This window comes from Actinocrinis sp., from assembly GCF_035605935.1.
GTDB lineage: Bacteria > Actinomycetota > Actinomycetes > Streptomycetales > Catenulisporaceae > Actinocrinis.
Genome location: NZ_DATNGK010000050.1, coordinates 27,847 through 42,743 on the forward strand (window position 1 = coordinate 27,847; position 14,897 = coordinate 42,743).

Below are 14,897 nucleotides of genomic sequence, written 5' to 3' on the forward strand. Positions count from 1 at the left end.
TACCGGACCGGCCAGCCGTCCTTCTCAGTAAGCGAGCGCTGTGTCATGGGAAAGTAACAGTTCGCTGAGCGCACTCTGAGAATCCCGTGCAAACGCTCTGTACTTCACCTTCGCTTCAGATTAGCGCCCAACACTCCGGGCCATGACGCCGCTCAAGTCCTCCCGCCGCCGACTCGTGCTCAACGGGTCGCTCGCCGCGCTCGTGCTGGCCGGCGCGGGTGTCGCCTACGCGACGGTCGGCCCGGCCACCAGCGCAGGAGCCGCCACCACGCGTACCTCGCCCGTGCAACGCGGCACGGTCATCGCCTCAGTCTCCGCCTCCGGCAACCTCGCGCTCGCCGCGACCTCCTCACTCGCCTTCGGCGCTTCGGGCAAGGTCAGCGAGATCGACGTGAAAGTCGGCCAGACGGTCACCTCCGGCCAAGTGCTCGCCAAGATCGATCCAACGCAGGCCAACCTCCAGCTGACCGAGGCGCAGCAGCAGCTGACGGTCGCTCAGGACAACCTGGCCAAGGCGCAGAACGGTCCGAGTTCCACCCAGGTGGCGCTGAACAACGCGCAGCTCACCCAGGACGAGCAGGCCGTCACCAACGCGCAGAACGCTTACTCGGCCGCGAAGTGCACCTCCTCCTCGACCTCGCAGGCCTGCACGCAGGACGCGCAGCAGCTGAGCAACGCCGAAAACTCGCTCACGCTGCTCAAGGCGCAGCAGGCGAACAGCGCCTACGTCGATCCCGGCACGATCGCCCAGGACCAGGAGGCGGTCACCCAGGCGAAGGCGGCCGTGAACACCGCCCAGAGCGCGGTCGCGGGCACCTCGATCACCGCGCCGAGCAACGGCACGATCCTCAGCATCGCAGGGCTCGTGGGCTCCTCGGTCAGCGCCGGGTCGACGACCACGGGCGCGCCGACCGGTTCCAGCTCCTCCAGCGGATCGAGCGGTAGCGGCGCGAGCACCGGAGGTTCCGCGAGCGGATCGTCCGGATCTTCGTCCGCCTCGTCCTCATCCTCTTCTTCCGCCAGCTCCGGGGCCTTCATCACGATGGCCGACCTGAGTCAGCTTCAGGTCACCGCGAACGTCTCCGAGACCGACGTCTCCTCGGTGCAGGCAGGGCAGTCCGCGACCGTCACGCTCAACGCGAGCGGCAAGTCGTATCCCGCGCAGGTGCAGGTGATCTCGCCGACCTCGACCGTCGTCTCCAACGTGGTCGAATACGCGGTCACCCTCGACCTGACCGATGCGGTGCCGTCCAGCGTGCGCCCCGGCCAGTCCGCCTCGATCTCCATCGTCACCGGTGAGGCCAGCGACACCCTCTACGTGCCGAACTCGGCCATCACCACGGCCGGCGGCCGCTCGATCGTCACCGTCGTCGGCTCGGACGGCAAGGAGACCATCACCCCGGTCACCACCGGGATCGTCGGCACCACCAACACCCAGATCACCAGCGGTCTTTCGCAGGGCCAGAACGTGCTGCTGACCCTGGCCACCACGACCGGAAGCACCAGCGGACGCGGCTTCGGCGGCCTCGGCGGCGGAACCGGCTTCGGCGGCGGACTGGGCACGGGCGGCGGCGCGGCCGTCACTGGAGGCAGGGGATGACCGAGGCGCACACCGCTAACGGCTACGCCGACGCCACGGCTGACGCGGCAGCGGCAACCGTCTACGCCCCACCGCGGCCCAGCGCGGTCTGGATCAGTGGCCTGCGAAAGGTGTACGGCGAGGGCGACGCGGCGGTGCACGCGTTGCGCGGCATCGACATCGACGTCCCGCACGGCGACTACGTGGCGGTGATGGGCGCGTCAGGCTCCGGCAAGTCCACGCTGATGAACATCGTCGGCTGCCTCGACGTGCCCAGCTCCGGGGAGTACCGGCTGGACGGCATCGCCATCGCGGACCTCGACGAGCGGCAGCTCTCACTGGTGCGCAACCGCAAGATCGGCTTCGTGTTCCAGTCCTTCAACCTGCTGGCGCGCACCACGGCCTTCGAGAATGTCGAGCTGCCGCTGGTGTACGGCGGGGTGCGCGGCCCAGAGCGGCGCCGCCGGGCACTGGCCGCGCTGAACCTGGTCGGGCTCGGCGACCGGATCGACCACCATCCCAACCAGCTCTCCGGCGGGCAGCAGCAGCGGGTCGCCGTGGCGCGCGCACTGGTGACCGCGCCCTCCCTGGTGCTGGCCGACGAACCGACCGGCAACCTGGACACCCGGTCGAGCTACGAGGTCATGAGCCTGTTCGACCAGCTCAACGCCTCGGGCCGCACCATCGTCCTGATCACCCACGAAGAGGACATCGCGGCGCACGCCAAGCGCTTCGTCCGCCTCGTCGACGGGCTGATCGTGGAAGACGTCCGACTCGCGCCCGCCGACGGCCTTCCCCCACGGCTGGCTACGGCCGACGCGGGTCGGCACGCGGCGCCACCCCCGCAGCCCGCACTCCCAGCCACCCCGACCACGATCCGGCCAGGTGTCTGATGCGGGCACGCGAAGTCTTCCGTTTCGCCCTGCGCGGCCTCAAGGCCAACAAGCTGCGCTCCGGCCTGACCACGCTCGGCATCCTCATCGGCGTCGGCGCGGTCATCCTGCTGATCGCGGTCGGCCAGGGCAGCGGCGCGGCCGTGCAGGCCCGCATCTCCAGCCTCGGCTCGAACCTGCTGACCGTCACCAGGCAGGCCGGCGGCTTCGGCCGGGCCGCCGCCACCCGCACCGGAACCCAGAGCAAGACCTCGAACCTGACCGTCGCCGACGCGCAACTGCTGGCCAGCTCGGAGCAGGACCCTGACGTGTCGGTGGTGGCGCCGGTGGCCTCCACCTCAGCCACCGCCACCTTTGAGGGCGCCACCACCTCGATCAACCAGATGGTCGGCACTTACCCGGCCTACCTGTCGATCTCCAATGACTCGATCGCGTCAGGATCCTCCTTCACCGCCGAGGATGTGAACCAGCATCGCAAGGTCGTGGTGATCGGGCAGACCGTGGTGACCAATCTGTTCGGCGGCATCGACCCGATCGGCAAGACCGTCCAGCTCGGCGGGGTGCCGTACAGCGTGGTCGGCACGCTCGCGGCCAAGGGCGGCGCGAGCACCTTCAACGACCCGGACAACATCGCGATCGCCCCGCTGACCACGGTGCAAGACAGTCTCACCGGTTTCGGCTCGCTCAGCGAGATCGCGGTGCAGGCCAAGGACTCGGGCTCGGCGAACGCCGCGCAGGCCGAGGTGACCAGCCTGCTGCTCGAGGCGCATCACGTGACCGCGGCGAGCGAGGACTTCACGGTCACCAACGAGGCCACGCTGCTGTCCACGGCCGCGAGCACGACGCAGACCTTCACCGTGCTGCTGGCCGCGGTCGCCGCGATCTCGCTGCTGGTCGGCGGGATCGGAGTCACCAACATCATGCTGGTCACCGTCACCGAGCGGACCCGCGAGATCGGCATCCGCAAGGCGCTCGGCGCGCCGCGTGGCGCGATCCTCGGCCAGTTCCTGATCGAGGCGGTGCTGCTCTCGGTCGTCGGCGGGGCGCTCGGCGTGGTGGCCGGCGTGGTCGGCTCCCGGTTCACCGTGGACGGGATCAAGCCGGTGCTGGTGCCCTCCTCGATCCTGCTCGCGTTCGGTGTGTCTGCCGTGATCGGCCTGGTCTTCGGCTCGCTGCCGGCGAACCGGGCCGCCAAACTCCACCCGATTGAGGCGCTACGTCATGAGTGAGCTCGAAACCAGGCGGGCCGCGGCGGCGGCCGGCGAACCCCATCCGGACCTGGTGCGGACGGCGGAGCTGATCCAGTACGAGGACGCGGAACTCGACGCCGCCGAACTCGAGGCCGCCGATCTCGGCACCCTCGATGCGGACGGCGCTGACGCGGCCGATGCCGACCTGCTGGCGATCCCGCCGCGCGCCGACGACCTCGGCACCGCGCTGGCCGCGCGTCCGCCGCGGCTGAAGCTGCCGAAAATCACCCTGGCGCTGGCCGGCGCGGCGCTGATCTGCGCGGGCTTCGTCGGGGGAGTGCTGGTGCAGAAGCACCTCGGCGGCTCCTCGTCGAGCGGGCGCGGCAATTTCGCGGCGGCATTCACCGGAGGCAGGACCGGAACCGGCACGACCGGACGGACCGGAACCGGCACAGGCGCTGGTACCGGCGGGTTCTTCGGCCGCGGCGGGACCGGGGCAGCGGGCGGCGGCGCGATCACCGGCACCGTGACCGTGGTCAGCGGCAACAAGCTGTATGTCACCGCCGCGGACGGCAGCGTCTACACGGTCACCACCAGCGGTTCCACCGTGATCAACGTGACCAAGTCCGGCGCGCTGTCGCAGCTCAAGCCGGGCCAGACCGTGGTCATCGCGGGCACTAACGACAACAGCGGCGACGTGACCGCCACCTCGATCACGGCGAGCAGTTCCTCATCCACCTCGGGCACCAACACCACTGGCGGGCAGTGACCATGAACAGCAGCAGGGTTCTGAGCGGTGGCGCGCGAAAGAGCGTCATCCAGGCCTCGATCGCGATAGCCGCGGCCGCGACCGCGGCCGGAGTGCTGGCGGCTTGCGGCGGTAGCACCGGGACGACTCCGGCGGCGGCCTCGACGCCGACCTCGGCGTCGTCGTCATCCGGCAACGGCAACTCGGCCTATCTCGACTGTCTACGGCAGCACGGCGCCAACATCCCCACCTCCTTCCCCTCCCGCACCAGGCCCACGAACCGGCCAACCGGCGTACGGCCCTCGGGAGGTTTCGGCGGATTCGGTGGCGGGGGTGGCGGCGGATTCTTCGGCCAGAGCCAGAGCCCGCAGATGCAGGCCGCGATGCAGGCTTGCGTCTCGGTGCGGCCGACCGGTGGCTTCGGCGGATTCGGCGGCGCCCGTGGCGGCACGCAACTGGTCGCGTTCCGCAATTGCATGACGCAGCAGGGCGTCACAATCCCGACGACGCGGCCGACCGCCTTCCCGACCGCGACCTCCAGCGCTAACCGGGTGGACCGGTATCTGGGCGGTCTCGACCCGAACGACCCGAAGGTGGCGGCCGCGCTGAAGATCTGCTCGCCGCTGCTGCCCTCGCCCGGAGCCAGGCCAAGCGGCGCCCCGACCAGCTGATCATCCAATCGCCGCGTGCCTTGGGGCCGTCTTTTTCGAACGCAGCCCTTTGTTGCTGTTCTGTCACCGTCCCTCTAAGGCAGCTTTCAGCAATTTCATCCACTCTTGCGGTACGGGCTTGCTGCCGGTCGCACTAGCGCCGGCGGCGGCTCGTCCAGGTCCTCGATTCACGAATCGGGGGCGGGCCGGGCCGCCGAGCCCGTCCAGTACTTCTAGGGGTGAACCATGGTCAACGGTGGAGCGCGGCTGCTCGTCGTCGACGACGACAGCGAGGTACGCGAGGCGCTGGGCCGGGCGCTGAAGCTGGAGGGTTTCTCGGTCACCCTCGCCGCCGACGGCGCCGCCGCCCTGGAAGCGGTGCGCGAGACCCCGCCGGACGCCCTCGTGCTCGACGTGGCCATGCCCGGCATCGACGGCCTCGCCGTGGCCCGCGCGCTGCGCGCCGCCGAGGACCGCACCCCGATCCTGATGCTCACCGCCCGCGACGCGATCGCCGACCGGGTCTTCGGCCTCAACGCCGGGGCCGACGACTACCTGGTCAAGCCGTTCGCGTTGGTCGAACTGGTGGCCCGGGTCAACGCCCTGCTGCGGCGCGCCACCCAGCACACCCCGCCCCCGCCGCCGACGCTCGAATGCGGCGACCTCGCCCTCGACCTGGCGGCCCGTCAGGTCATCCGGGCCGGGCGGCGCGCCGACCTGACCAAGACCGAGTTCGAACTGCTGGAACTGCTGCTACGCAACTGCGGCCGGGTAGTCACCCGCGAGCTGATCATCGACCGGATCTGGGGCTACGACTTCGGCCCCGGTTCCAACTCGCTCGAGGTCTTTGTCTCCACCCTGCGGCGCAAGACCGAGATCGGCGAGGCTCCGCGCGTCATCCACACGGTGCGCGGCGTCGGGTACACCATCAGGGAGTGCCGGGCATGACCGTCGCGGCGGCGGCGGCCCTGGCTCGTATCAGGGCACTGTCGCGCCGGTTCCGCCGCCTCACCCTGCGCAGCCGCATCACCCTCGCTGCTACCCTCGCTGTCGCGCTCGGGATCGGCGGCGGCGTGACCTTCGCCTACCTCGCCGTGCGCGCGGAACTCTACGGCGGCGTGGACCGGCAGCTGGACAAGCAGGTAGACGGAGCGAAGTACCTCGTCACCGACACCAAGGTGAAGACCCGCCCGAAAGGCCCGCAGCCCTTCAGGCTGCTTCCGCCCGGCTCGACCCTGGCCACGGCCACGAGTTTCACGTTCGGCCCGCGCGGGCACTTCGGCGACGCCGTGGATTACGTCCAGATCGTGCGCGCCACCGGCAAGCCGTTGGCGAATTCCGAACAGACCGCGCTGCTTCCGGTGACCTCCACGGATCTGGCCGTGGCTGCGGGGACGGCGCGTGAGCAGCGCCGCACGATCAACTTCCAGGGTGCCGACGTGCGCATAGTCGTCGCTCCGCTAGCCAAAGGCACCGCGCTCGAGGTGGCGCTACCGTTGGGGGCCGCCGAGGACCAGCTCGGCCAGCTCGGCCTGGAACTGTTCGCCGCCGGACTGGCCGGAATCCTGCTGGCCGGCGGCCTTGGCTGGTGGGTAACCCGCACCGCGCTGCGCCCGATCGGCCAGCTGACCGAGGCGGCCGAGCGGGTAGCCGCGACCCGCGACCTGGCGCACCGCATCGACCCGGGCGACCGGGCCGACCGCGACGAGCTTGGCCGGCTCGCGGTCAGCTTCAACGCCATGCTCAGCGCCGTGCAGGACTCCACCGACCGGCAGCGCCAGCTCGTCGCCGACGCCTCGCACGAGCTGCGCACCCCGCTCACCTCCCTGCGCACCAACGTCGAGGTGCTGCGCAAAATCGAACTGCTCGACCCGGACGACCGGGAACGGCTGATCTCCTCGGTCCTGCTCGGGATCGACGACCTGACCGGCCTGGTCGCCGACACCGTGGAGCTCGCGCGGGGAGAGGAACCCGCCGCGGCCTTCGAGGAGCTGGACTGGAACGCGCTGGCCGAGCACGTGGTGGACCGTGCCCGGCTGCACTGGCCGCGGGTCGAGTTCACCGCGGACATCGCCCCGACCCGGATCGTCGCCGTGCCCGACCGGCTCCAGCGCGCGATGGCCAACCTGCTGGACAACGCCGCCAAATTCAGCGGCGCGGCCGGCCGGGTGGAAATCACCCTGGCCGGCCACACGCTTACCGTTCGGGACCACGGCCCGGGCATCCCTGAGGGTGACCTGCCGCATGTCTTCGACCGTTTCTACCGGGCCGCCTCGATGCGCGACCGGCCCGGCTCCGGCCTAGGGCTGGCCATCGTCGCCCAGGTCGCCGAGTCGCACCGGGGCACCGTGTCGGCCGCCAACCATCCCGACGGCGGGGCGGTCCTCAGTCTCCGGCTGCCCGAACCGGCCGAGCCGGTTGAACGGCGCCTCGTGCCCAGCGTCGCCGTGCTGGGCGACGTACCCGGCCTGCGCCGGAACGACGGCTCCGGCCTCGGAGGACGCCGTAGCGGTGACCGGAGCGGCCCGGCGTAGCGACCGCGACCAGTTGCGCTCGCCGAGCAGGATCATCACCGCCGGGAGCAACAGCACCCTGATCACGGTGGCGTCCAGCGCCACGGCGACCGCGAGGCCGACCCCCAGCTGCTTGAAGTCCTGCATCGACAGCGTTCCGAACACCCCGAACACCGCCACCATGATGACCGCCGCGCTGGTGACCGCGCCGGCCGCGGACCGCAGCCCGTGCATCACCGCGCGCTCGGTGCTCATCCCACGCTCGCGCGCCTCCTTGATCCGGGAGACCACGAACACGTGGTAGTCCATGGACAGGCCGAACAAGACTACGAACACGAACAGCGGCAGCCAGGACTCGATCGCTCCGGGCACCTGCGAGTGCACCAGACCCGCGCCCCAGCCGTGCTGGAAGATCGCCGTCATCACGCCGTACGCCGCGCCGACCGAAAGCAGGTTGAGCAGGATCGCGGTCAGGGCGATGACCGGTGAGCGGAACGCGACCAACATCAGCAGGAAGGTGATGGCGAGTACGAACGCGAACACCGGCACGATCGAGTGGTGCAGCTGTGCGTTGAAGTCCACGCCGAAGGCCAGTTGCCCGCCGACCGCCACCTGTGCGCCCGGTAGCTTGTCCAGGGTCTGCGGCACGACCTGGTTGCGCAGGATGTCCAGCGCGTGCAGCGAGGTGGCGTCGGTTCCGTTCCCCGCCAACGGAACCTGGATCTGTGCCACGTTTCCCGACGGGTAGAGCTGCACCCTGATCGGGTTGCCGGTCCTCGGATCGCCGAGTTCACCGGTGCGCAGGGCGGCCTGCTCGAACTGGTGGATCGCGTTCTGCGTCGCAGCCCCCTGAATATCAGAGGTTTTGATCACCACGGTCGCCGGCGCCGGACCGCCGGGGAAGGTCTTGATGATCTGCTGATAGGTCTGCACGATCGCAATGTTCTGCGGCACCTGCTGATCGACCGTCAGCTTCTCGGTGTGCATGCCGAACGCCGGACCGGCCAGCAGGACCAGGAAGCCGGTGGCGCCCAGCAGCGTCGCCCGCGGATGCGCCGCGACCTTGCCCAGCGTCGCGTTCCAGACCCGGCCGCCGCCGGCTGCGTTCTTGCTGACCCGCCGCGCGGCGCGCCGCTTCGCTCCAGGCAGCCGGCCGAATTCGACCTTGTCACCGAGCATCGAGAGCAGCGCGGGCAGCACGGTCACCGAACCGAGCATCGCGATCGCGACCACCAGGATCGTCGCCACGGCGAAGCCCTCGAAGATGTGCATGCCGGACAGGAACATCCCGGCCATCGCGACCATCACGGTGAGCCCGGAGACCAGCACCGAGCGGCCTGAGGTCGCCGCCGCGATCCGCAGCGCGGTCTCCTTATCCTTCCCCGCGGCGCGCTCCTCCCGCTCCCGGCGCAGGTAGAACAGGCAGTAGTCGACACCGACGGCCAGGCCCATCAGCAGCATCACCGAGCTGGCGGACGAGTCCACCGCACTGAAGTGGCTGGCCAGGCCGAGCAGGCCGATCGCGGCCATGAACGCGGTCAACGCCAGCAGCACCGGCAGGATCGCCGCGAGCAGCGCGCCGAAGGCGACCAGCAGGATGCCGAGTGCGAGCGGTACAGCTGTCCACTCCGCGTGCTTGAAATCCTTGCCGAGCGTGTTGTTGAACCAGTGGTTCGCCGACGCGTCACCGAATTCGCTCGCGGTGATTCCCGGATTCGCCGCCCCGGCCTTGGCGACCGCGTCCATGACCGGCTGCACCCGATCCGGCGCGGTAGCGGAGTCACCGGTCATGTCGAACTCGATCAGGGCACTGTGCTTGTCTGCCGAGATCAGGCCGGCCGAGTACGGATCGCGCAGATTCTGCGTCAGCTTCGTGCCCTGCACCGCGGTGATGACGTTCTGCACGGTGGCGCGGAACTGCGCACTGTCAGCGGTCTGCGTCGCGCTGTGCACCATCACCATCTCGCTGGCGGGCTGGGCGATGTGTGCGTCCTGCAAGATCTGCAACGCCCGCGCCGAGTCGCCGGTGCCCTGCTGCGCGTCGGTCAGGTGCCGCTGTCCGGCCGCGCCGCCGATCACGGTCGCGAGCACCACGAACAGCAGCCAGCCGAAGACGGCGGTCTTGCGATGCCGAGCGCTCCAGCCGCCCAGCGCGGCGGCGAGATTGCGTCCGCCCTCTTGTCGTACCGATGTCTGCACGGGAATCTCCCTCGTGGGCTGTGCGGGTGGTGCGGTTCACCGACCCCCACCTCAAACCTAGGAAGCGAGACCATGCCTCTGACATGCGGTTGAGCCCCCAATTAGGGTGTACGTAGGTACACCCCCGAATCGGCCGCGTAGGTCCCGTGCGCGCCACCGCGAGTGCAAACAGACTGTCTGGCGACAGGGTCGAACAGCAGGAGGTACGGGAAGATGACGATCACCGATTCGGTGGACGCAGCCGCAGTGCGCAGGCCGCCGACGTCGCGGATCAAGCGCGCGATGCTCGCTCCGTGGCAAGGGCTCGTACTGACCTTCATCGCCGGCCTGAACATCGGCGTCGTTGTGCTGCAGGTGGACGTGCTCGCGTTCATCGGGCTCGGCGTCGGCCTGCTGCTGCTGCCGATCTCCACAGTCGTCTGCCGGCAGCTGGCGAACCTCTCCCGCCACCTCGCGTGGCGCTGGCAGGGCGTGAACATCCAGCGCCCGTACCGGCCGAAGCCGCGATTCCAGCGCGGAGTGATGGGTATCGCCGAACGCTGCCGGTGGATCCTGCGGGACCCGGCGACCTGGCGTGACCTGAGCTGGAGCTTCCTCGATATGGTCGTCGGCTTCGTGCTCGGTCTGTTCGCCGCCGTGCTGCTCCTCTACGGCATCGAGGGCATCGTGCTGTCCGCGCTGTGGCCGCTGCTCGTGCGGCACGGTTACAACGACTGGTACACCTTCGTACACGTCCAGCAGGGCAACGAGAAGTGGCGCTGGGTGCCGGCCGGGATGGGTGTGCTCATCACAGTCCTCGGCTTCTACGCCGCGCCGGGTCTTTTGCGGGCGCACGCGCTGTGGACCCGGGTTCTGCTCAAGCCGACCCGCTCCGCCGAGCTGGCCCTGCGCGTGCAGCGCCTTACCGAGACCCGCGCGGACGCCGTGGACGCCTCGGCGGCCGAGCTGCGCCGCATCGAGCGCGACTTGCACGACGGAGCGCAGGCCCGGCTGGTGGCGATGGGCATGAACCTGAGCGCGGCGGAGGCCCTGCTGGAAGGGCACCCGGACGAGGCGCGCGCCCTGCTGCTGGAAGCGCGTGACGCCTCCATCAAGGCCCTCACCGAACTGCGGGGCCTGGTGCGCGGCATCCACCCGCCGGTGCTGGCGGACCGCGGGCTCGCCGACGCGGTGCGCGCCCTCGCCTTGGACAGCGCGCTGAACGTCGAAGTCACCGCCGACCTGCCCGGCCGCGCCCTGCCGCCAGTGGAATCCGCGGCGTACTTCGCCGCCAGCGAACTGCTGACCAACGTCGCCAAGCACGCGGGCGCGAGCCGCGCGTGGATCGACCTTTCTTACGAGAATGGGCTGCTGCGGATGACCGTGGCCGACGACGGCCGCGGCGGGGCGGATCCGGCCGGCGGCACGGGATTGCGCGGAGTGGAGCGCCGGATCGGTACATTCGACGGGTTGCTGACCGTGACGAGCCCGCCCGGCGGGCCGACCGTAGTCGCCCTGGAGATCCCGTGCGCGTTGTCCTCGCCGAAGACCTCTTCCTCCTGAGAGAGGGTCTATCCCGGCTGCTGCAAGCCCACGGCTTCGAGATCGTCGCGGCCGTCGACGACGGCCCGAGCCTGCTCAAAGCACTGATCGACCACCGCCCGGATGTGGCGGTGGTCGATGTGCGTATGCCCCCGACATTCACCGATGAGGGCCTGCAAGCCGTCCTCGCCGCGCGCCGTCAAGTGCCGGGGTTGCCGGTGCTCGTCCTCTCCCAGTACGTCGAGCAGCTCTACGCCCGCGAACTGCTCGCGGACGGCACCGGCGCAGTCGGCTATCTGCTCAAGGACCGGGTCTTCGACGCGGCGCAGTTCGTCGACGCGGTCCAGCGGGTGGCGGCCGGCGGCACCGCGATGGACCCGGAGGTGATCGCCAAGCTGCTCGCGCGCGGCAGCAGCCGGGAGCCGCTGGGCCGGCTCACCGCCCGCGAGGTCGAGGTGCTGGCGCTGATGGCCGAGGGCCGGTCCAATGCGGCGATCGCACAGCGTCTCGTCGTCACCGAGCGCGCGGTAACGAAGCACACCTCCAACATCTTCACCAAGCTGGACTTGCCGCCGTCCGATGACGACAACCGCCGGGTGCTCGCCGTCCTCGCGTACCTCGATCGGTGAAACGCTGATGCCTGATTTCTCCGCCCCGTGTCGGAGAAATCAGGCATCAAGCCCGGTTGGCAGACGCTACGAGAGCGTCGGCTTAGCGCAGTGCTGCGTGAGCTATGGCCAGAATGAACGGGCTCGAATTCACCGACTCGCTCGTCGGGCTGAACGCGTACACGAGCACGCGCTGCAAGTCCTGCGTAGCGAAGACGCCGTCGGTGTAGCCCGGCCGCGACCCGGTCTTCCCCCATACCGTCACGCCGCCGAGCGTCGCGCTCATCAGCCCCATGCCGAAGCAGGCGTGTCCGGGATTCCCAACCTGGCACTGATCCGCGGCGACATACGGCACGTCCGGCACCGTGAACATGTCGTTCAACTCCGCGCTCGGCAGCAAGCGCCCCGTGAACAGCGCCACCATCAGGGTCCGCAGATCCCGCGCCGAGGAGATCATGCCGCCCTCCGCCCACGGATAAGGGCTCTGCTCCGAGACGTCGACGAGCGTCGTGGCGCCGCTGCCGTCGGCCGCCGGAACCGCGAGGTAGCCGTGTAGGTGCGGGCCCGGGATCCGGAACGAGGTCGCGGCCGGCGCCGACGTGTCGTGCAAGCCCAGCGGCCTGATGATCCGGGCGTTCACCTCCTCGCCGTAGCTGTGCCCGGTGACGCGCTCGATCAGCATGCCGAGCAGGAAGTAATTCACGCCGTTGTACCGCTGTGCGGTCCCCGGCGCGAAGGCCATCGGCTCGCCGGCCAGCGCCCCGACGATCTGCTGCGGCGTCGGATGCTCGAAGCGGTGCGCGACGAATCCGGCAGGATCGCCCTCGTCATCGCCGACATCCACGCCGGGCAGCCCGCTCGTGTGATTCAGCAGTTCGGCGACCGTGATTGGCGGATACGAGGCCGGTAGCTCGCCAGGCAGGTAGTGCTGGATGGTCTCGGTGAGCGAGACCTGGTGCGCCGCGACCAGTTGCAGTGTCACCGTGGCCGTGAAGACCTTCGTCACGCTGCCGATCCGGAACCGGTCGGCGGCCGACGGCACCCGCCCGGTGGCCACGTCGCCGATCCCTGACACGCCCCGCCACCCGTCACCGGTCTGAAGGTCGTTCACCTGCAAAAGCGAGCCGGTGATATCGGCATTCGGCAGGCCGCTGATGGCCGCCCGCAAAGCCGCCGGATCCAGCGGCGGCAGCTGCGGCGTCGGCGTGCCGACACCGGCGACCAACGCCGGAGCCGCGGCGCCCGGACCAGACGCGCCTGCCGGGGCCGCCGCCTGAGCGACCGGCGCCAGCGCCCCGCACACCAGCGCCACCGCACCGGCCACCCCGACCACTACGCCGACCCGCGTGTGCCCCGCGCGAGCGAAAGCCCGCATGTACTTCATGTACTTCGCGTCCACGAAAAAACTCCCCGCTGCCCTTGTCTCGCTGAACTGGACACCGAGGAGTCTTCCGAATCCTGGTCAGACCTTCACGGGTAGCAGAGTCAGTCTTCGGGGTGGTGCTGGCACCACCCCGAGGCGACGATCAGGCGTAGTACCCGAACACGTCCATGATCACGTTGGTCGACCCCGCGGACATGTTCACGATGTCGATTCCCGGGCCGGAGGTGAAGGTGCCCGCGTTCGCGACCGTCTGGTTCGGCGCGAAGTTCAGGAGAGATGTCCCCGGGTTGACTTCCTCATCCGCGGGATACACCTCCAGAACGCCTCCTGCCGTAGGATTCGTAACCGTGAAGTTCGCGACTACGGCGTGGTATCCGGCCTGATAGAAGGTAGCCGCTCCGCCGGGAGCGAACGGTTTGCCCGCCCTGCTGTCCATAACCCGGGTCGGCGTTATCGGGAAGTAGTGGGCGGGGGCGTCTGCGGTGTCGGTTGCGGCGACGAATGAGCCGGAGAAATCGACGATCAAATCGACGCTGCCGCCGCTGCCGTTCACGAAATCCACATAGCCGTCCGCGCCGACCTGCACCGTCGCACCGTTCGCGACGGTCTGGCCAGCGCTGAAGTTGACGTTGGAGGCTGTCGGCCGACTGCCGCCATCCGGGTAAGCGGTGATATAGCCGCCCTGCTGGGGGTTCGTGACAGTGATGTTGAGGTTGGCCGCCGTAGCCAGTTCTACCTGGACCTTGACGACGCCGTTAGCCGGCAACGTTCCGTTGCCGCCGCGCGTGTCGAGCAGGCGCGACGGGTATTGCGCCCAATACAGGTCGGGAGACGCGGTGCTGTAATAGCCCGCCAGATCTGCCAGCAGGTCGATCGTTCCGCCACTGCCGTTCGCGAAGTTCACGTAGCCGTTTGAGCCGACCTGGACGATCGCCGTGTTCGGAATAGTCTGACCGGGCTTGAAGTTCAGGTTCGAGACCCCGGGCTTGGTCTGCCCGCCCGGATAGGCTGTGATGTATCCGCCTTGCGTTGGGTTCACGACCGTGATGTTCACCGCGATCGCCGTGACGCCCGAGGGCACTCCGGCCGTTCCGGCGACCTTGAGGCTCACGGTGCCGAACGCCGCGACTTTCGCCGCAGGGGCACCGATTCCCTTGCGCGTGTCCAGGATGCGCACCGGACTGAGCGGCGTGAAACCGGATCCGGTGCTCGCGGCCTGTGCGGAAACCTTGGAAGTGGTCGTGACCGCGTGAGCCTGCAAGGGCGTCAGCGCTCCAGCCACTACGAGTACCGCGATCCCCGAAGATATTCGGCGCTTGTGCACCGCCCCGCCCTCCGTATTTGATTTCATGGTCGATCTAGCGAAGCGACAATACTCTCCCTCGCTATACCGCGTCGCCGGGCAGCAGGGCGGTCGCGGTCGGGCGCAACCAGAAGTGCACTGATTCGGCGAGGAAGAGCGCCCAGAGGTACACCGCGAGCGCGACGAACGCGTACGTGAGTCCGTGGTGTGCCGGCTTCGTCGGGATGAAGCTCGCGAGCACAAGGATCACGACGCGGCCCTCGAAACCGAGCCCGCCTGCGACCGTCAGCCACCGGGGCACGCTGGCCG

General features: G+C 69.3%; 12 protein-coding genes and 1 pseudogene. 9 read left to right on the plus strand and 4 right to left on the minus strand.

Translation table 11 applies throughout. The features are described 5' to 3' along the window. Positions 1-142: 142 nt before the first annotated feature. The 7 genes and pseudogenes from VN779_RS03785 to VN779_RS03815 form a co-directional block, all read left to right on the plus strand. Positions 143-1,600, plus strand: coding sequence for an efflux RND transporter periplasmic adaptor subunit (locus tag VN779_RS03785; RefSeq protein ID WP_325720164.1), 1,458 nt, complete (start codon positions 143-145; stop codon positions 1,598-1,600). Next, positions 1,597-2,472 (plus strand): ABC transporter ATP-binding protein, encoded by an 876-nt coding sequence (locus VN779_RS03790; RefSeq protein WP_325720166.1) that lies wholly within the window; start codon positions 1,597-1,599, stop codon positions 2,470-2,472. Before VN779_RS03785 ends, VN779_RS03790 begins: the two co-directional genes overlap by 4 nt. Beyond that, the gene (locus tag VN779_RS03795) at positions 2,472-3,701 is read left to right on the plus strand and encodes an ABC transporter permease (RefSeq protein ID WP_325720168.1); all 1,230 of its coding nucleotides are present in this window, start codon (positions 2,472-2,474) and stop codon (positions 3,699-3,701) included. The genes VN779_RS03790 and VN779_RS03795 overlap by 1 nt, the downstream gene beginning before the upstream one ends. Further along, positions 3,694-4,431 (plus strand): hypothetical protein, encoded by a 738-nt coding sequence (locus tag VN779_RS03800; protein WP_325720170.1) that lies wholly within the window; start codon positions 3,694-3,696, stop codon positions 4,429-4,431. The genes VN779_RS03795 and VN779_RS03800 overlap by 8 nt, the downstream gene beginning before the upstream one ends. 2 nt (positions 4,432-4,433) lie before the next feature. Then, positions 4,434-5,081 carry a hypothetical protein gene (locus VN779_RS03805; RefSeq protein WP_325720172.1) on the plus strand — a complete coding sequence of 216 codons (648 nt, stop codon included), beginning with the start codon at positions 4,434-4,436 and terminating at the stop codon, positions 5,079-5,081. Positions 5,082-5,306: 225 nt separating this feature from the next. Beyond that, positions 5,307-6,008 (plus strand): response regulator transcription factor, encoded by a 702-nt coding sequence (locus VN779_RS03810; protein WP_325720174.1) that lies wholly within the window; start codon positions 5,307-5,309, stop codon positions 6,006-6,008. Continuing rightward, positions 6,005-7,408 (plus strand): annotated as a pseudogene (locus VN779_RS03815) (sensor histidine kinase); the annotation flags it as partial. The gene VN779_RS03810 and the pseudogene VN779_RS03815, both read left to right, overlap by 4 nt. Here VN779_RS03815 and VN779_RS03820 read toward each other — a convergent pair. Further along, entirely contained in the window at positions 7,361-9,772 is a 2,412-nt protein-coding gene (locus VN779_RS03820; RefSeq protein WP_325720176.1) for an MMPL family transporter, read from the minus strand. The pseudogene VN779_RS03815 and the gene VN779_RS03820 sit on opposite strands and share 48 nt — an antisense overlap. Positions 9,773-9,985: 213 nt before the next feature. Here VN779_RS03820 and VN779_RS03825 point away from each other — a divergent pair, with 213 nt between their 5' ends. Together VN779_RS03825 and VN779_RS03830 are read left to right on the plus strand one after the other, a co-directional pair. After that, positions 9,986-11,314, plus strand: coding sequence for a sensor histidine kinase (locus VN779_RS03825; protein WP_325720178.1), 1,329 nt, complete (start codon positions 9,986-9,988; stop codon positions 11,312-11,314). Beyond that, positions 11,278-11,922 carry a response regulator transcription factor gene (locus VN779_RS03830; protein WP_325720180.1) on the plus strand — a complete coding sequence of 215 codons (645 nt, stop codon included), beginning with the start codon at positions 11,278-11,280 and terminating at the stop codon, positions 11,920-11,922. Before VN779_RS03825 ends, VN779_RS03830 begins: the two co-directional genes overlap by 37 nt. An 82-nt stretch (positions 11,923-12,004) precedes the next feature. On the opposite strand, the gene VN779_RS03835 is transcribed toward VN779_RS03830, so the two are convergent. From VN779_RS03835 to VN779_RS03845, 3 genes are all read right to left on the minus strand, one after another. Further along, positions 12,005-13,300, minus strand: a complete 1,296-nt coding sequence (locus VN779_RS03835; protein WP_325720182.1) for a serine hydrolase domain-containing protein — start codon at positions 13,298-13,300, stop codon at positions 12,005-12,007. Between the two features lie 127 nt (positions 13,301-13,427). Further along, positions 13,428-14,609: a hypothetical protein gene (locus tag VN779_RS03840; protein WP_325720184.1), complete on the minus strand. Its 1,182-nt coding sequence runs from the start codon at positions 14,607-14,609 to the stop codon at positions 13,428-13,430. Between the two features lie 61 nt (positions 14,610-14,670). Then, positions 14,671-14,897: DUF5941 domain-containing protein (locus VN779_RS03845; RefSeq protein ID WP_325720186.1), on the minus strand; the 227-nt coding region annotated here is incomplete at its 5' end.

Coding starts and splice junctions, on each gene's coding strand:
- VN779_RS03790 (WP_325720166.1), top strand. CDS start 1,597: ATGACCGAGGCGCACACCGCTAACGGCTACGCCGACGCCACGGCTGAC.
- VN779_RS03795 (WP_325720168.1), top strand. CDS start 2,472: ATGCGGGCACGCGAAGTCTTCCGTTTCGCCCTGCGCGGCCTCAAGGCC.
- VN779_RS03800 (WP_325720170.1), top strand. CDS start 3,694: ATGAGTGAGCTCGAAACCAGGCGGGCCGCGGCGGCGGCCGGCGAACCC.
- VN779_RS03810 (WP_325720174.1), top strand. CDS start 5,307: ATGGTCAACGGTGGAGCGCGGCTGCTCGTCGTCGACGACGACAGCGAG.
- VN779_RS03825 (WP_325720178.1), top strand. CDS start 9,986: ATGACGATCACCGATTCGGTGGACGCAGCCGCAGTGCGCAGGCCGCCG.
- VN779_RS03805 (WP_325720172.1), top strand. CDS start 4,434: ATGAACAGCAGCAGGGTTCTGAGCGGTGGCGCGCGAAAGAGCGTCATC.
- VN779_RS03785 (WP_325720164.1), top strand. CDS start 143: ATGACGCCGCTCAAGTCCTCCCGCCGCCGACTCGTGCTCAACGGGTCG.